Annotated in this window: 19 protein-coding genes; all 19 read right to left on the bottom strand. The window is 59.2% G+C overall.

The window, feature by feature from the left end:
* On the bottom strand, positions 1–785 hold a 785-nt coding region (gene surE, locus ACUVTA_RS05050), incomplete at its 3' end, for a 5'/3'-nucleotidase SurE (protein WP_445951882.1).
* A 30-nt stretch (positions 786–815) separates the two neighbouring features.
* Entirely contained in the window at positions 816–995 is a 180-nt protein-coding gene (locus ACUVTA_RS05045) for a YpmA family protein (protein WP_445951881.1), read from the bottom strand.
* A gap of 31 nt (positions 996–1026) precedes the next feature.
* The gene (gene folE, locus ACUVTA_RS05040; protein ID WP_445951880.1) at positions 1027–1596 is read right to left on the bottom strand and encodes a GTP cyclohydrolase I FolE; all 570 of its coding nucleotides are present in this window, start codon (positions 1594–1596) and stop codon (positions 1027–1029) included.
* Positions 1597–1620: 24 nt separating this feature from the next.
* Entirely contained in the window at positions 1621–2373 is a 753-nt protein-coding gene (locus ACUVTA_RS05035) for a 7-carboxy-7-deazaguanine synthase QueE (RefSeq protein ID WP_445951879.1), read from the bottom strand.
* Positions 2349–2915 (bottom strand): DUF366 family protein, encoded by a 567-nt coding sequence (locus ACUVTA_RS05030; protein ID WP_445951878.1) that lies wholly within the window; start codon positions 2913–2915, stop codon positions 2349–2351. The genes ACUVTA_RS05035 and ACUVTA_RS05030 overlap by 25 nt, the downstream gene beginning before the upstream one ends.
* A gap of 3 nt (positions 2916–2918) precedes the next feature.
* A complete protein-coding gene (gene queC, locus ACUVTA_RS05025; protein WP_445951877.1) occupies positions 2919–3572 on the bottom strand; it encodes a 7-cyano-7-deazaguanine synthase QueC in 654 nt (217 codons plus the stop codon).
* On the bottom strand, positions 3569–3943 hold the full coding sequence (gene queD / locus ACUVTA_RS05020) for a 6-carboxytetrahydropterin synthase QueD (protein ID WP_445951876.1): 375 nt from the start codon (positions 3941–3943) through the stop codon (positions 3569–3571). Before queD ends, queC begins: the two co-directional genes overlap by 4 nt.
* Before the next feature lie 3 nt (positions 3944–3946).
* Entirely contained in the window at positions 3947–5659 is a 1713-nt protein-coding gene (locus tag ACUVTA_RS05015; protein ID WP_445951875.1) for a proline--tRNA ligase, read from the bottom strand.
* A 29-nt stretch (positions 5660–5688) separates the two neighbouring features.
* Positions 5689–6750 carry a flavodoxin-dependent (E)-4-hydroxy-3-methylbut-2-enyl-diphosphate synthase gene (ispG, locus tag ACUVTA_RS05010; protein WP_445951874.1) on the bottom strand — a complete coding sequence of 354 codons (1062 nt, stop codon included), beginning with the start codon at positions 6748–6750 and terminating at the stop codon, positions 5689–5691.
* A 13-nt stretch (positions 6751–6763) separates the two neighbouring features.
* Positions 6764–7795 (bottom strand): RIP metalloprotease RseP, encoded by a 1032-nt coding sequence (gene rseP / locus ACUVTA_RS05005; RefSeq protein WP_445951873.1) that lies wholly within the window; start codon positions 7793–7795, stop codon positions 6764–6766.
* Between the two features lie 35 nt (positions 7796–7830).
* The gene (locus ACUVTA_RS05000) at positions 7831–8991 is read right to left on the bottom strand and encodes a 1-deoxy-D-xylulose-5-phosphate reductoisomerase (RefSeq protein ID WP_445951872.1); all 1161 of its coding nucleotides are present in this window, start codon (positions 8989–8991) and stop codon (positions 7831–7833) included.
* A gap of 14 nt (positions 8992–9005) precedes the next feature.
* On the bottom strand, positions 9006–10082 hold the full coding sequence (gene ytvI / locus ACUVTA_RS04995) for a sporulation integral membrane protein YtvI (RefSeq protein ID WP_445951871.1): 1077 nt from the start codon (positions 10080–10082) through the stop codon (positions 9006–9008).
* Positions 10083–10094: 12 nt separating this feature from the next.
* A complete protein-coding gene (locus ACUVTA_RS04990) occupies positions 10095–10865 on the bottom strand; it encodes a phosphatidate cytidylyltransferase (RefSeq protein WP_445951870.1) in 771 nt (256 codons plus the stop codon).
* 44 nt (positions 10866–10909) lie between these two features.
* Positions 10910–11638: an isoprenyl transferase gene (locus ACUVTA_RS04985; RefSeq protein WP_445951884.1), complete on the bottom strand. Its 729-nt coding sequence runs from the start codon at positions 11636–11638 to the stop codon at positions 10910–10912.
* Between the two features lie 19 nt (positions 11639–11657).
* Complete coding sequence (locus tag ACUVTA_RS04980) at positions 11658–11939, bottom strand: hypothetical protein (protein WP_445951869.1); 282 nt, start codon at positions 11937–11939, stop codon at positions 11658–11660.
* Between the two features lie 4 nt (positions 11940–11943).
* Positions 11944–12465, bottom strand: a complete 522-nt coding sequence (gene frr / locus ACUVTA_RS04975; protein WP_445951883.1) for a ribosome recycling factor — start codon at positions 12463–12465, stop codon at positions 11944–11946.
* Positions 12466–12482: 17 nt separating this feature from the next.
* A complete protein-coding gene (gene pyrH / locus ACUVTA_RS04970; protein ID WP_445951868.1) occupies positions 12483–13232 on the bottom strand; it encodes a UMP kinase in 750 nt (249 codons plus the stop codon).
* Positions 13233–13331: 99 nt separating this feature from the next.
* A complete protein-coding gene (gene tsf / locus ACUVTA_RS04965) occupies positions 13332–13934 on the bottom strand; it encodes a translation elongation factor Ts (protein ID WP_445951867.1) in 603 nt (200 codons plus the stop codon).
* A gap of 127 nt (positions 13935–14061) precedes the next feature.
* Complete coding sequence (rpsB, locus tag ACUVTA_RS04960) at positions 14062–14802, bottom strand: 30S ribosomal protein S2 (protein ID WP_445951866.1); 741 nt, start codon at positions 14800–14802, stop codon at positions 14062–14064.
* Between the last annotated feature and the right edge of the window lie 158 nt (positions 14803–14960).

The following is a 14960-nucleotide window of genomic DNA, read 5'->3' as shown; positions in this document are numbered from 1 at the left end:
GGCAGGTACTCCCGTAAAAGCTCCTCCCGCGACCAGGGTAGCGACCAATTTTTTAGTTTTTCCATAAACAAATAGTCGGTTAAATCAATTTGGACCGGCGTTATCGAGATAAAGCCGTCTTTAACCGCCCGCACGTCTGTATCCGGGTCGTTGCCGTTAAGGTCAAGCGGCTCCCCCGCCATCCAGAAATAGGCCCGCCCGCGCGGGTCAGTTCGCATATCGATCACGTTAACGTAGCGGATGTTGCCTAACTTAGTCACCTTCACCCCGCGCGGAACGCCTGGCGGCACGTTAATGTTGAGTAGCGTCCCGGTCGGCACCACCTGCCGGGTAAACTCAGGGAGAAAACTGACCACAAAACGCACCGCCCAGGAAAAATCAGGCTCCTGGTGCGTCGCCAAGGATACAGCCAGTGAGGGGATGCTGTTGATAATCCCTTCTACCGCCGCCGAAACGGTACCGGAGTACAGCACATCAGTCCCTACGTTGGGGCCCAGATTGATCCCTGCAATCAGGAGGTCAGGTTTCTCCGGTAAGAGGGCCTCTAAGCCCAGCTTTACGCAATCGGCAGGCGTACCGTCAACCACCCAGCCCCGCACCCGCGGGCTCCGAAAACCGGCCTCCCGCACCCGAAGCGGCCGGTGAACAGTAATCGAATGCCCCGTGGCGCTCCGCTCCCTGTCCGGAGCGATAACGTATACTTCCGCCGTTTTCTCCAGGGCTTTCCGGAGAAGACTGATACCTTCGGCAAAAATGCCGTCGTCGTTAGTCAAAAGGATCCGCAAACTGGTTCCGCTCCCTCTCCTACAAATACTTTACGTTTCGTAAATCGAAATCGTCATTTCGCCTTTAGCGCTATCTTTCGTAAGGCCGAAAAGGACACGCCTTTCTTTCAGGGTTTTATTTAAAAAGTCGACCACCCGGTAGAGCTCCCCGCACTCTTTAAATGAACGGGTGGCAATAAGCGTAAGCTTCGGCATCTCTTCTTCTTTCATAACTTCTCACCTGCCATACGGTGTGCGGGCGTTATTTTAAACTTCCCTTAATCAGCGCGAAGGCCTCCGCCCGCGTCGCTGGGTTCTGCTGGAAAATGCCCCGCACTGCCGAAGTCACGGTTTTTGCTCCTGGCTTTTTGACCCCGCGCATCGTCATGCACATGTGCTCCGCCTCAATAACTACTAATACGCCGCGCGGGTGGAGCCTTTCCATTATAGCATCCGCCACCTGACCGGTCAATCGTTCTTGCAACTGGGGGCGACGCGCAAAACCCTCGACCACCCTAGCGAGCTTACTCAAGCCTGTAATGCTCCCCGTGCGCGGGATGTAAGCTACGTGGGCCACCCCGAAAAAAGGGAGCAAGTGGTGCTCGCAAACAGAATAGACCGGGATATCCCGCACCAGCACCATTTCTTCGTGCTCAACGTTAAAGTACTTTTCCAGGTGGTCGGCCGGATCTTCCCCGAGGCCCACAAATATCTCTTCGTACATCCGCGCCACCCGGGCTGGCGTTTCTTTCAACCCCTCCCGGTCTGGATCCTCGCCGATCGCCTCCAGGATCATGCGCACCGCCCGCTCTATCTTTTCCCGGTCAAACACCTCTCCCTCTCCCTCCGCCGCACACTACCACATACCGCAAAACCGGTGTACCTGCGGGATAACCCGCACGTCCCGGGCTATACCTAACGCCTCCGTCTGAAGCCGGAGCAGTTCCGCCGGCGACGGTCGCAGCGCGCAGTCGCTCGCGGTCACCGGCTGCAACACCAGCGTCGCCCCGACGGCTCCGGCCAGTTCGGCAGCCGTAATCACTTCCGCCAGCGGCGTCCCCCTAATGACGACTGCTTTAACGATAACCTCCCGGCCGTGGGCAACCCGTAAGAATTCCCGGTGCTTTTCCCAGAGTGGCGCCATTCCCGTCGCGCTCGGGAGTTTGACATCCATCGCCACCAAGTCAACCAGATCCACAACCGCCGCCAGCGCCGCCGGTAACGTCCCGTTGGTTTCCAGATAGATACCCCGGCGTGCGCCGCGCAGCAGGGGAATAAGTTCCCGTAAAAATTCGGGATAAAGAAGCGGCTCGCCCCCCGTCAGACTCACCGCGTGGTGCCGGCTTAAATCAAGGCCGGCAGCCAAAACCGCCACCTCTTCCGGGGTCAGCGGATTAGGTATTTTCACGACCTCGTGTCTCCCGGGCCGCACCTGAACCCTGCAGCTTACGGGAATATCCCGGGGAGTGTCGCAGTAACGGCAGGAAAGGTTACAGCCCGCGAACCGCACAAAGAGGTGGCGACAGCCAACGTACGGCCCCTCGCCCTGAACGGACGAGAAGATCTCTCTCAGAGATACCCCCGCTACGGCACCCCGCGGACCTTGCACCGGGCGAGCCAGACCTCCTTCATCTCCGCAGCGTAAGCAGCAAGCAGCCGCGCCGCAAAGTCGCGCACGGCACCCTCGGGCAACCCCAGCTCAGCGAGACCAACCGCCGGTACAGGAACGCCTTCGGTTTTTACGTTCAGGCCAAGGTGGATCATCACCGATACCGGCGTGACGGTGGCGATGGAAACGGACAACTTCTTCTGCGCCACAAAAAGGTCGTCGCCCCGCCTCTTGACCGCAATCCCCAGTATCTCCTCCAGGATTTCCTTCGCCAGGGTAACCAGGAGCCGCTGCCGCAGGACCCCTTTCTCCAGGTCGCTTTCAAAGTGCTCGGCGAGGAAATGAAGCATATCAGGGCTATAGATGAACGCACCGTCAAGATGGTCGGCCAGGTCGACTAGGGCCTCCTGCCGCACGTGGCACGCGCCCCGGAAAGCCACGATGCTGTCCCCCTGCAGGCGCAGGTGCCGGAAAGCCCACAGGGAGGTCAGCTGCTGACCGTCGTAGGTAAGGGGCTCCTCAATAAAGAAGGTCTGTACCATAAGCTAAACCTTCGCGGCCGCGACGGCCCGCAAAAAGCGCTGGCAACTCTCGCAGCGGCCGCACATCGTCTCCCCGCCACGGTAGCAACTCCAGATAAGCTTCAGAGGTACGCCGAGGCGTCTGCCAAGTTCCACAATTTCTACCTTCGTAAGCTGCTGGGTATAACTCACCACGCGGACGCGGCCGCGCGTCGAGTAACGCAGTGCCTTCGTCGCCGTCGCCACAAAGGTGGCGCTGTTGTCGGGAAAGGCTGCCGCTTCCTCGCGGTTAAAGCCCGCCACCACCGCCGCTGCACCTAAATGCTCCGCAAAGGCCGCCGCAATATTGAGAAAAATCCCGTTGCGGTTGGGCACCCAAACACGGGCCGCCCGCGCCGTAGCCTCCTCCTGGTCATCAAGTCGGGCGACCTCCGGTTCAGGGATACCCTCCCCGGTAACCAGGCTGGTAGTCGTAATCGCCGCCAAGAAAGGAAGCGCGACCACCTGGTGCGCTACCCCGTAATGAGCCGCCAGCGCTGCCGCCGCTTCAATTTCGCGCCGGGCCGCTAACTGGCCGTAATCAAAGGTAAGGGCCAGAACCACCTGGCCATCGCGGACAGCGTAGCCGAGGCAGACCGCGGAGTCAAGCCCGCCAGAAAGCAGGATTACACTTTTCATGGCCGGTAAACCACCCATGCCGAAGGGGATTCGGCCACCCGGACCTGCCGGATACAGATGCCGGGTTGGCCGTGGAGTTTCGCCGCCGCCCGCAGAAAGATATAGCGGGCGATGTTTTCCGCCGTAGGTGGCGCTCCGTTGCGGAAGAAGGGTAGCTCGTTGAGGTAACGGTGGTCAAGCTCTGCGACCACCTCCTGGAGCACCCCTTTGAGCACCTTAAAATCGACCACCATTCCCGAGGGAGCCAGTTCCTCACCCGCCACCGTGAGGGCAACCACCCAGTTGTGCCCGTGCAGCTGCCCGCAGGGTGAGGGATGCCCCTCAAGTTGGTGGGCCGCAGCGAAGGAGGTTTCAACTGTTAGTTCAAACACTGGTTATTCCCTGCTCCCCTTGCGCAAGAAACGTTGGACCGCCGCTACAATTTCAGTTTCGGCTACTAATAAGGTTTCCCCCGTCCGCCTGCTCCGAACCTCCACCTTTCCCTCGGCCACGTGACGCCCGGCAGTAACCCTGACCGGATAGCCAATGAGATCAGCATCCTTAAACTTTACCCCGGGCCGCTCGTCCCGGTCATCAAGAACAACCTCCAGCCCCGCACCGCTCAGGGTCCGGTAAACCCCTTCCGCAGCGGTCACCTGCCTGGCGTCCTGGGAGTTGACGGGCAACACAACGACGTGAAAAGGCGCTATCGACGCCGGCCAAACGATCCCGTCCGCATCGTGATTCTGTTCAACCACCGCCGCCATGGTCCGCGAGACGCCGATGCCGTAACAGCCCATCACCATGGGGCGTTTTACCCCCTGCTCGTCCAGGTAGTAAGCACCCATCAGGCGGCTGTACTTTTCCCCTAATTTGAATACCTGGCCCACCTCGATACCTCTGACGCTTTGCATGGCCGCGCCGCACCGTGGGCACGGGTCACCCGAAGAAACCAGCCTGATGTCCGCTACATCGGCCACCGGAAAATCGCGCCCGGGGCAGACGTTCACGTAGTGCGCGCCAGCCTTATTAGCCCCGGCCACCGCCGCCTTAAGATTGGCCACCTCCCGGTCAACTACCAGCGGCAGGGCGAGATTGACCGGCCCGGCAAAGCCGACCGGTGCCCCGGTGGCAGCCTCAATCGCCGCCTCGTCCGCGAGCTCCAGCGACAGCACCCCTAAATGGTTCTGTAATTTAATTTCATTTACCTCTCTGTCCCCGCGGACGAGCGCTGCCACCAGCCCCCGCTCCGTCCTGTAGATCAGGGTCTTGATGAGGCGCTGCGCGGGAAGGCCCAAAAAGGCCGTCACCTCTTCGACCGTGCGCCTGCCCGGGGTCGCCACCAACTCGAGGGGCCCCTCATCCCCTCCCTCATAAGGCACAAGAAGGCTCTCGGCCTTCTCCGCGTTCGCGGCGTAGCCGCAAGCCTCATCCGGGCAGTAAACCACGACCGCCTCCCCGGAATCAGCCAGGACCATGAACTCATGGCTTGCGTTCCCGCCGATGGCGCCCGTGTCGGCTTCTACCGCCCGGAAGCGGAGCCCCATGCGGGTAAAAATCCGGGTGTAGGCCTCGAACATCTTCCAGTAACTTAGGTCGAGGCCAGCCTCGTCCCGGTCGAAGGAGTAAAGGTCTTTCATGATAAACTCCCGGCCCCGCAGGAGCCCGAAGCGGGGGCGGCGTTCGTCACGGTATTTATTCTGAATCTGGTAAAGGAGAAGCGGCAACTGCCGGTAAGAGCGCACCTCGCTCGCCACGAGAGCGGTTACCATCTCTTCGTGGGTGGGCCCAAGACAGAAGTCACGTTCGTGCCGGTCGCGGAGCCGGAAAAGCTCTGGACCATAAACATTCCAACGGTTGGACTGGTGCCACAGCTCCGCCGGCTGGATGATAGGCATCAGAATCTCCTGGCCCCCGGCCCGGTCCACCTCTTCCCTGATAATCGCCGTGATCTTGTGCAAAACCCGCTGTGCCAGCGGTAAAAAATGATAAATACCCGCCGCCACCTTCCGGATAAAGCCGGCCCGCAGGAGCAACTGGTGGCTTACCACCTCCGCCTCAGCCGGAACTTCCCGCATCGTCGGGATGAAAAGCTGTGAAGCCCGCAACTTTTTACCTCCCACAGATATAATCAAGATCAGATATCTTCTATCCCCATATTTCGAATTTCCCGCAGCAGCTCCGCCACAAGCTGGGCCTCCGGGACCGTCCGTAACGGCTCACCCTTGCGGAAGAGGAGCCCTACGCCTTTCCCCCCCGCGATGCCCACATCCGCCTCCCGGGCCTCTCCCGGACCGTTTACTACGCACCCCATCACGGCCACTTTGAGCGGCACGCTAACCTTCTGGAGGCGCTCCTCCACTTCCGTAGCGATAGTGACCAGATCGATTTCGCACCGCCCGCAGGTTGGGCACGAGATAAGTTCCACCCCCCGCCGCCGCAGGCCAAGCGCCTTCAATATCTCCCAGGCAGCCCATACTTCGTACCGCGGCGGTGCCGTAAGGGAAACCCTGATTGTGTCCCCGATCCCATCGGATAACAAGATGCCGATACCTACCGCCGAGCGAACCAGCCCGGCCCGCAGCGTCCCCGCCGCCGTCACCCCAACGTGGAGCGGGTAATCAACCGCCCCCGCCAGCCGCCGGTAAGCTTCAACCATCAATGGCACGTCGGCTGCTTTCACCGAAACCTTAATTGCCGTAAAGTCCATCTCTTCTAACAGCCGGACGTGGTCCAGCGCGCTTTCTACCAGGGCCGCGGCCGTAACGCCACCATGCTTCTCTATCAGCCGCCGCTCCAGCGAACCCGCGTTAACGCCGACCCTGATGGGCACCCCACGTCCTTTCGCCTCGTTGACGATAAGACGCACTTTTTCCCGGTTACCGATATTCCCGGGGTTAATACGCAGGCCGTCAACCCCAGCCTCAAGCGCCGCAAGCGCCAGACGGTAGTCGAAGTGAATATCGGCGATAACGGGGATAGGGGACGCGGCCCTGATACGCCGGAGGGCCGTGGCCGCCGTCGCATCCGGCACCGCCACCCGGATAAGCTCGCAGCCCCAAGAGGCAAGCTCCTCAATCTGCGCCACCGTCCGCGCCACGTCACGGGTGTCGGTCTTCGTCATCGACTGGACTACGACCGGCGCCCCGCCGCCGACCTGGACGCCACCGACCCAAACCGGGCGGGAAACGCGCCTCATTACCTTCCCCCTTCTAATCGAGCCCGCTGGAGAGCTGGATGAAGTCCCGGTAAGTAACCAAAACCATCAGCAGAATAAGAAAGACAAAACCAACCAAGTGCACGATGCTCTCCTTTTCCGGGTCCACCGGCCGGCGGGTCACCCCTTCCCAGAGAAGAAAGGCCACGCGAGCCCCATCCAGCGCCGGGACCGGCAGCAGATTGAAAAAGCCAAGGTTGATGCTAAGGAAAGCCACAAGCTGAATGAGCGGAAAAACCCCGAAGTGCGCCACTTTCCCGATTTCCACCATTACCCGGACCGGGCCGCCGACATCCGCCGGGGCCTGGCCGATGACCATTTTTCCAAGAAAGTCAGCAATTAACACGGTGATGCGCCAGGTGTACGCCGCGCCTACCCGGAAAGCGCTTAAAAGCGAAAGGCGCTGCTGGACTACCACCGGCGCCAGGCCGATTTTGCCCCTACCACTTTTATCTACGCGTGGGGTCACCCGCACGGTGATCGTCTCGCCGCCGCGTTCCACGGTTAGAACCTTTGTGCGGTGCGGCGCAGTACCGATGGCGCGCAGCACCTCTTCCCACCGGTGCACGGCCCGCCCGTCAATCGCTACTATTCGGTCGCCGCGCTCGATACCGGCTACTGCCGCCGGATAGCCCGGTAAAACCTCGCCAACCCGGGTGGTCGCAACTGGCACCCCCTGCATAAAAAAGACGAGGGCAAGCGCCACCACCGCGAGGACGAAGTTCATCCCCGGTCCCGCCACCATCACTAGCAGGCGGTACAAAACCGGTTTGCGAGCAAAACTGTAGGACTGGTCGCGCTCCTCATCCCGCGGGTCGAGACCCACCAACCGGACGTAGCCCCCGTACGGGATCGCGCGCAGGTTGTAAGCCGTGCGGCCCCTCTTAAACCCCCAGACACGCGGCCCAAAGCCGAGGCTGAACTCGTGTACCCCGATACCGACGAGGCGCGCAGCCAAGTAGTGACCCGCCTCGTGAAAAAAAATAAGGATGCCGAAGACAACAATCCCGGCAACAACGGTTAACATTTAAGCCACTCCTTAATACAGCCTGAGCTGTTACACTAACGATACCCCGCCCGCAACACTTCAACCGCCGCCGCCCTCGCCCACCGGTCGGCAGAGAGAACCGTCGCTAGATCCGGCTTCGCCTCCACCTTGTGCCGGGCCATTACCCTTTCGACCACCGCCGCAATTCCGGTGAAGGAAAGCTCCCCCGCCAAGAAGGCCGCCACCGCAACCTCGTTCGCCGCGTTGAGGACTGCCGGCATCGTCCCACCGGTTTTCCCCGCAGCATAGGCAAGTCGCAGGGCTGGAAAACGCTCCGTATCCGGCTCTTCAAAGGTAAGCCTACCGACAGCCGCTAAGTCGAGCCGCGGCAGGGAATTCGGTAACCGTTCCGGATAGCTGAGCGCGTAAAGAATCGGCAACCGCATGTCGGTGATGCTCAGGCACGCTACTAAATTCCCGTCCGCAAACTCGACCATCCCGTGCACAATGCTCTGCGGGTGCACCAGCACTCTAATATTATCATAAGGAACGCCAAAAAGCCAATGCGCCTCAATCACCTCGAGCCCTTTGTTCATCAGGGTCGCTGAATCGACCGTGATCTTGGGCCCCATCTGCCACGTCGGGTGCTTTAAGGCCTGGTCAGGCGTCACCCGCGCTAGAGCCTCATGATCTAACTCCCGGAAGGGGCCGCCGGAAGCGGTAAGGATGATCCCGGCCACGCCCCCGCGCCCGTCGAGGCACTGCCAGACCGCCGAATGTTCGCTGTCTACCGGCAGGAGCCGCACGCCCTTTTCCCGCACGCGGCGCACCACTATTTCTCCCGCCGCCACCAGCGTCTCCTTGTTGGCCAGAGCAATGTCCTTCCCTGCTTCGATAGCGGCCAGGGTCGGCTCAAGCCCCGCGGCGCCCGTTACCGCCGTTAGGACGATGGCGGCATCTGGCAGCGTGGCCAGCTGACGCAAACCCTCGCGCCCCCAGTAAACCGCCGTCTTCACGTCCGGCGGCAGGGCTGCCTTGAGGCGCAGCGCGTCTTCTTTCTCTAAAAGAGCCACTGCCTGGGGCTGAAAGCGGCACGTCTGTTCCAAGAGCAGTTCCCAGTTCCGCCCCGCAGCAAGGCCTCGTACCACAAACCTTTCGGGAAATTCCTGCATGATGGCGAGCGCCTGCCGCCCGATCGACCCTGTACTTCCTAGAATAACGATCCCGCGCGCCAAAATATCCCCCCGGCTTAGCGGCACCGCATAATTTCCTTCTCGCCGCGCGAGGTACTTGCCCTATAGGCAGCCTGAAGCAGCACTACCACGATGGGTCCCAGAACAAGTCCGCCAACGCCAAGCAGCTTCAGCCCTGCGTACATCCCCACCATAATCGCGAGCGGGTGGGCCCCCACGCTTACGGCGACGATCCTGGCTTCGAAGAGCTGCCGCACCGCAAAAACGATAACGTAGAGAACGAGCAGTTTTAGGCTAAAAGCCTTAGCCCCGGCAAAAAAGGTGGCTATAATCCACGGGATAAAAATGGTACTCGGTCCTAGGACCGGAACCAAATCAAAAAAGCCGATCACCAGCCCGAGGCTAAGCGCGTATTTTACCTTTAAAATATAAAGCCCGGCCGTAGAAAGGATAACCGTCAAGGCTACCAGGACTATCTGCGCCCGGCAGTAACCGAAAAAGACCCCTACAGCTTCGTGGCCCATAAAAGCCATCCGCGTGCCGAGCGGTGCTGGAACCGCCCGTGCCCACAGCTTACCGATCTTCTCCCGGTCCCGGCTAATAAAATAGGTTGCCAAGAAGCTCACCACTAAAACCAGCGCCGCGCTGGGCAGGGAGCCTAAGAAGCTTAGAAGCGAGCCGATCAGCGCCGCGAGCGAATGCCGCGCGCTCGCGGTAAGGGCTTCAATCCCGCTCTCGAGGTAGCGCACCGCCTCTGGCGGTAAAGCGCCGTAACCTGCCCTGGCCTTCACGATCAGGTCGGTAAGGATACGCCGGGCCTCGCCGACGTAACCGGGCAGGTGTACCGAAATATCGGCAAGCTCAGTGACTAAGTGCGCCACTAAAAGGGTCACCAGCGCGCCGGCCACCCCAAAAAAGACGATCATGGCGCAGAAGACGGCAAGCCCCCGCGGGAGGCGCCGGCCGAAAAACCGCACCAGCGGCTCGATCAAGGCCGCAAAGATAACGGCAATGATAAAAGGCAGTAGCGCCACTACCGCATAGCGAAGAACGACCAGCCCGAGAGCCGCCAGGAAGGTAAAAGCTAACACTCCGGCTGTTATGAAGAGAAGCCGCCGCAGCCACTCCGGCATCTTACTCCTCCGTTACGTTAAAAGGCGCGCCGCTACGTAAATGAGCGGTGCCGTAAGGAGCATACTGTCAAACCGGTCGAGTACCCCCCCGTGACCGGGGATGATCCTCCCGGCATCCTTGTGGCCAGCCGCTCGTTTCACCGCCGAGAAGACCAGATCTCCCACCTGCGCGGCAACACCCGCGGCGGCTCCGAGAAGAAAGAGCGAAAACGCGCCGACAGGCAACCACCGGGCAAAAAGACTAGCGACCAACGCGCTGGCGAAAAGGCCGGCCGCAAATCCCTCTACCGTTTTACCCGGGCTCAAACGCGGCGTTAGGTGTCGCTTCCCGAGATAACGCCCCGCAAAGTAAGCCACCGTATCGAAGACCCAGGTAACCACTAAGGCTAACAGGAGCCAGTGCCGCCCTTGGGGAAGATACCGCAGTAAGTAGAGATAGAGAAAAAGAGAAAGGTAGCTGGTGCTCAGAAAGGTTACCCCCGCTTCGGGCGGTGAATAACGCGGGAAGAAAACGACCAGCGGGAGAACGGACAGTAAAAGGGCGTAAACTAGAGCACCAGGAAATTGCTCAGGATAAAAATAGGTGACCAAAAGCAGCGTCAGAGCAATCAGGTAAGCAACCAACGGACTGGGAGCGAGCCCTACCCCACTCAGGAGGCGCAGGTTCTCCCGGAGGCCGGCCAGGTAGAGAGCGCCAACCGCCAGCAGAAGCACTCCTCCCCCCTTCCAGGCCACAAGGAGAAGCACCGGTACGCCGACTAAAGCGGTTATTATCCGCAGCAAAAGGGTATCATTTTGCCTGGCAACCATTAGTTCTTAAAACCTATCTATCTTGCTGGGTTACGGTTAAGCCCGCCAAAGCGGCGCTCTCGCTGTTGGAAGCTTACCAGCGCCTGCAAGAATTCCACCCGCCCAAAATCGGGCCATAAGACCGGTGTTACGTAAAACTCCGTGTAAGCAAGCTGCCAAAGCAGAAAGTTGCTCACCCGCATTTCGCCTGCCGGCCGGATTAAAAGGTCCGGATCGGGAAGTCCGGCCGTATAAAGGTGGCTGCTGAAAACCTTCTCATCGATCTCCTCCGGTTGCAGTTCTCCTTCTTTCACTTTGCGGGCGATCGCCCTGACAGCGTCAACAATTTCCCACCGGGCCCCGTAGTTCACGGCTAAATTGAGAAGCAAACGCTCCCCTTTCAGTGTCTCCCGCTCTAACAGCGCGATCGCTTCCCGCACGCGTTCCGGTAGCCCCTCAACCCGGCCAATAACCTTAACCCGGACCTTATTCCGCTGCAATTCCGTCAGCTCCCGTTCGGCGTACTCGACGAAAAGCTCCATTAGAAACGAAACTTCCTCAGACGGCCGGCGCCAATTCTCCGTTGAAAAAGCGTAGGCCGACAATATACCGATCCCGAGCTCACCCGTCAGGCGAACCACTTCGCGCAGCGACTTTACCCCTGCCCGGTGGCCGACGCTACGCGGCAGGCCCCGTTTTACCGCCCAGCGCCCGTTTCCGTCCATAATAACGGCAACGTGCCTAGGCAAACGCGCAGGGTTAAGCATTGCTCTAAGGGCGGTCTCATCACATGGTAAGTCTTGTTCCGGCGTCTTTCGCCGGTTGGCGATCCGGCTCAGCATCAGACTGCCCCCCCCAACAATCTACGTTCCCTGGGAAGGAAATAGCGTCATAAACAACAAGCAGCTCTACCTTCTCCTCCGGAAGCAGCCGTAGCCGAACCACGCGCTGCCTTCCCGCAGCCTGGCCCTTCGGCGCTACCGTGACCTTCACCTCCGGGCAAAAACCGGCCTCCTTGAGATGTACCAGCGCCTCGTCCAATTCACGACCTAGCAATTCTTCAAACACCAAGCTACACTTCCATGATCTCCTTTTCTTTAGCGGCAAGGAGATCGTCTATTTTCTTTATATATTTATCCGTCAATTTTTGAACCTCGCCCTGGAGTCTTTTCAGCTCGTCCTCCGAAAAACCTCCCTCTTTCTGCCGGGCCTTGAGGTCATCGTTAATCTCGCGGCGAATATTCCGGACCGCAACCCGGCCTTCTTCAGCCTTTTTGCGGACCACCTTTACTAATTCCTGGCGCCGCTCCTGGGTAAGTTGTGGCAAGACAAGGCGGATAACTGTCCCGTCGTTCATCGGGGTGAGGCCAAGGTCGGACTTCATGATTGCCCGCTCGATCTCACCAAGGACCGATTTGTCCCAAGGTTGGACAAGTAGTAGCCGTGGTTCGGGAACGCTGATAGTGGCCAGCTGGTTCACCGGAGTCGGGGTTCCGTAATAGTTAACCATCACCTTGTCGAGGAGCGCAGGCGTTGCCCGACTCGTCCGCACGGCGAGCAACTCTTTCCGTAAATGCTCCACCGCTTTTTTCATCAGGTCTTCAGCCTGGGTTACGAGTTCACGCACGCTGCATCACTCCCTATATAAGTTCCTATCTTCTCACCGAGGATCGCGCGCCGGATATTTCCTTTCTCCCGAACGTTGAAAACAATAACTGGAATGTTGTTATCCATGCAGAGTGAGGCGGCAGTAGCGTCCATCACGCCGAGGCCCCGGTTAAGCATTTCGATATAGGTCAAGGATTCAAACTTCTGCGCCTGGGGGTTCCTCCTTGGATTATCATCGTAGACCCCATCTACACCCCGTTTCGCCATCAGGATAGCATCGGCCTCAACCTCGGCCGCCCGTAGCGCCGCCGTCGTATCCGTAGAAAAATAGGGGCTACCCGTTCCCGCAGCAAAAATTACCACGCGTCCTTTCTGGAGGTGGCGGATCGCCCGCCGTCGGATATAGGGCTCAGCGATCGCCCGCATCTCGATCGCCGTCTGGACCCGGGTATCAACCCCGGCCTTCTCAAGCGCGTCCTGTAAGGCTAGGGCGTTGATGGTGGTGGCCAACATCCCCATGTAATCAGCCGTTGCCCGGTCCATCCCCTTTGCGCTTCCGGCGATGCCGCGCCAGATATTTCCACCACCAACCACCACCGCTACCTCAACCCTGAACTGCTGGATCACATCCTTAATCTCCCGGGCCACAAAGGCAGCCATTTCCGGGTCAATTCCGTATCCCTGGTCACCCGCGAGTGCTTCACCACTGATCTTAACTACTACCCGCCTGTACTTTGGGGTAAGCACTGCCATCCCCCATTTCCGTTGTTCATAAGTTCTTACTTACGAGGTCTAATCGGCCTCCGGTATTTTCCGAGAGTCGCACGCCGCAACGGGAGGCAGTCTTGCGCCTTACTTTACGCTTTCCCCTAACTCGTACCGGGTGAAGCGCCTGATTACCACATTCTCCCCCGTGCGGACGATGACCTCGTTAAGCAGGTCTTTTACGGTGATGTCCGGATTCTTAACAAAGGGCTGCTCAAGAAGGCAGGCCTCCTTGAAAAACTTCTCCAGGCGGCCTTCCACTATTTTTTCTACCACCCTTTCGGGTTTACCTTCACCCCGCGCCTGGGCGCGGAGGATTTCCCTTTCCCGGTCGATCACTTCCGGCGGGACATCCTCACGGGAGACGTACTCCGGACGGCTCGCCGCAATCTGAAGCGTCACGTCGTGGACGAAGTTTTTAAAGTCGTCTGTCTTCGCCACAAAATCGGTCTCGCAGTTAACCTCAACAAGCACGCCCACGCGGCTCCCCGGGTGAATGTACGCAGCGATCATTCCTTCCGCCGCTACCCGTCCGGCGCGTTTGGCCGCCGCAGCCAGACCTCTCTCGCGTAGCAACACAATCGCCTTCTCAATATCACACCCGGTTTCGGCCAGCGCCTTCTTACACTCCATCATACCGACCCCGGTCCGCTCACGGAGCTCTTTTACTAATTTCGCCGGAACTTCCACTTACTAGTTAACCTCCCCTTGCCAGTCTCGAATTTGCCCAACGTCTCTCCCAAGGCGATTATAACCAAAAAGTGCTTACCTTAAAAATACGCCCTTACGGCCCCGGCCTTTATAAAAAAGGGGGCTCTCAGGCCCCCTCGGCCACTCCGCTTTCTGCCGCCGGCTCCTCCACCGGCGGAACAACAACCCCTTCGCGGCCTTCGATCACCGCGTCGGCTATTTTACTCGTAATGAGGCGAACCGCCCGGATCGCGTCGTCGTTGCCCGGTATCACGTAATCGATCAGGTCCGGATCGCAGTTCGTATCGACAATTGCCACGACCGGGATGCGCAACTTGCGGGCCTCGGCCACGGCAATCCGCTCTTTCCGCGGGTCCACCACGAAAAGCGCATCGGGCAGCCGCCGCATGTTCTTGATCCCGCCCAAGTACTTCTGCAGCTTTTCTTTCTCGCGCAGAAGCTCGGCCGCCTCTTTCTTGGTCCGCAGCTCGAGCTGACCGCTCTCGATGAGTCGCTCGAGTTCGTGCAGCCGCTCAACACGCCGCCTGATCGTCTGGAAGTTCGTGAGCATCCCACCCAGCCACCGCTGGTTGACGTAAAACATACCGCAACGCTCAGCCTCTTCCTGAATCGATTGCTGGGCCTGTTTTTTCGTGCCTACAAAGAGAACTATCCCCCCGTTGGCCGCAAGCTCCTTAACAAAATTATAGGCTTCCTCGATCTTTTTGACCGTTTTCTGCAGGTCGATAATATAAATGCCGTTGCGGTCCATAAAAATATAAGGTGCCATCTTGGGGTTCCAGCGCCGTGTCTGGTGCCCAAAATGCACCCCCGCCTCGAGCAACTGCTTCATAGAAACAACCGCCACATTTCCACCTCCTTCCGCCAGGGTTTTTTACCGCCGCTCCCGTCATTATTCTGGGGGACCCGCAGGCACCCGCCCCAGAAATCGGGTAGCGTGTGTATTGAATCAACAGGATTTATTTTACCACGCCCTTCCGGAACCCGCAACAGCTCAAACGTGTT

Source organism: Thermodesulfitimonas sp. (assembly GCF_052743955.1).
Note: the sequence above shows the minus strand (reverse complement) of the source record. Positions and strands in the feature narration are given on the sequence as shown.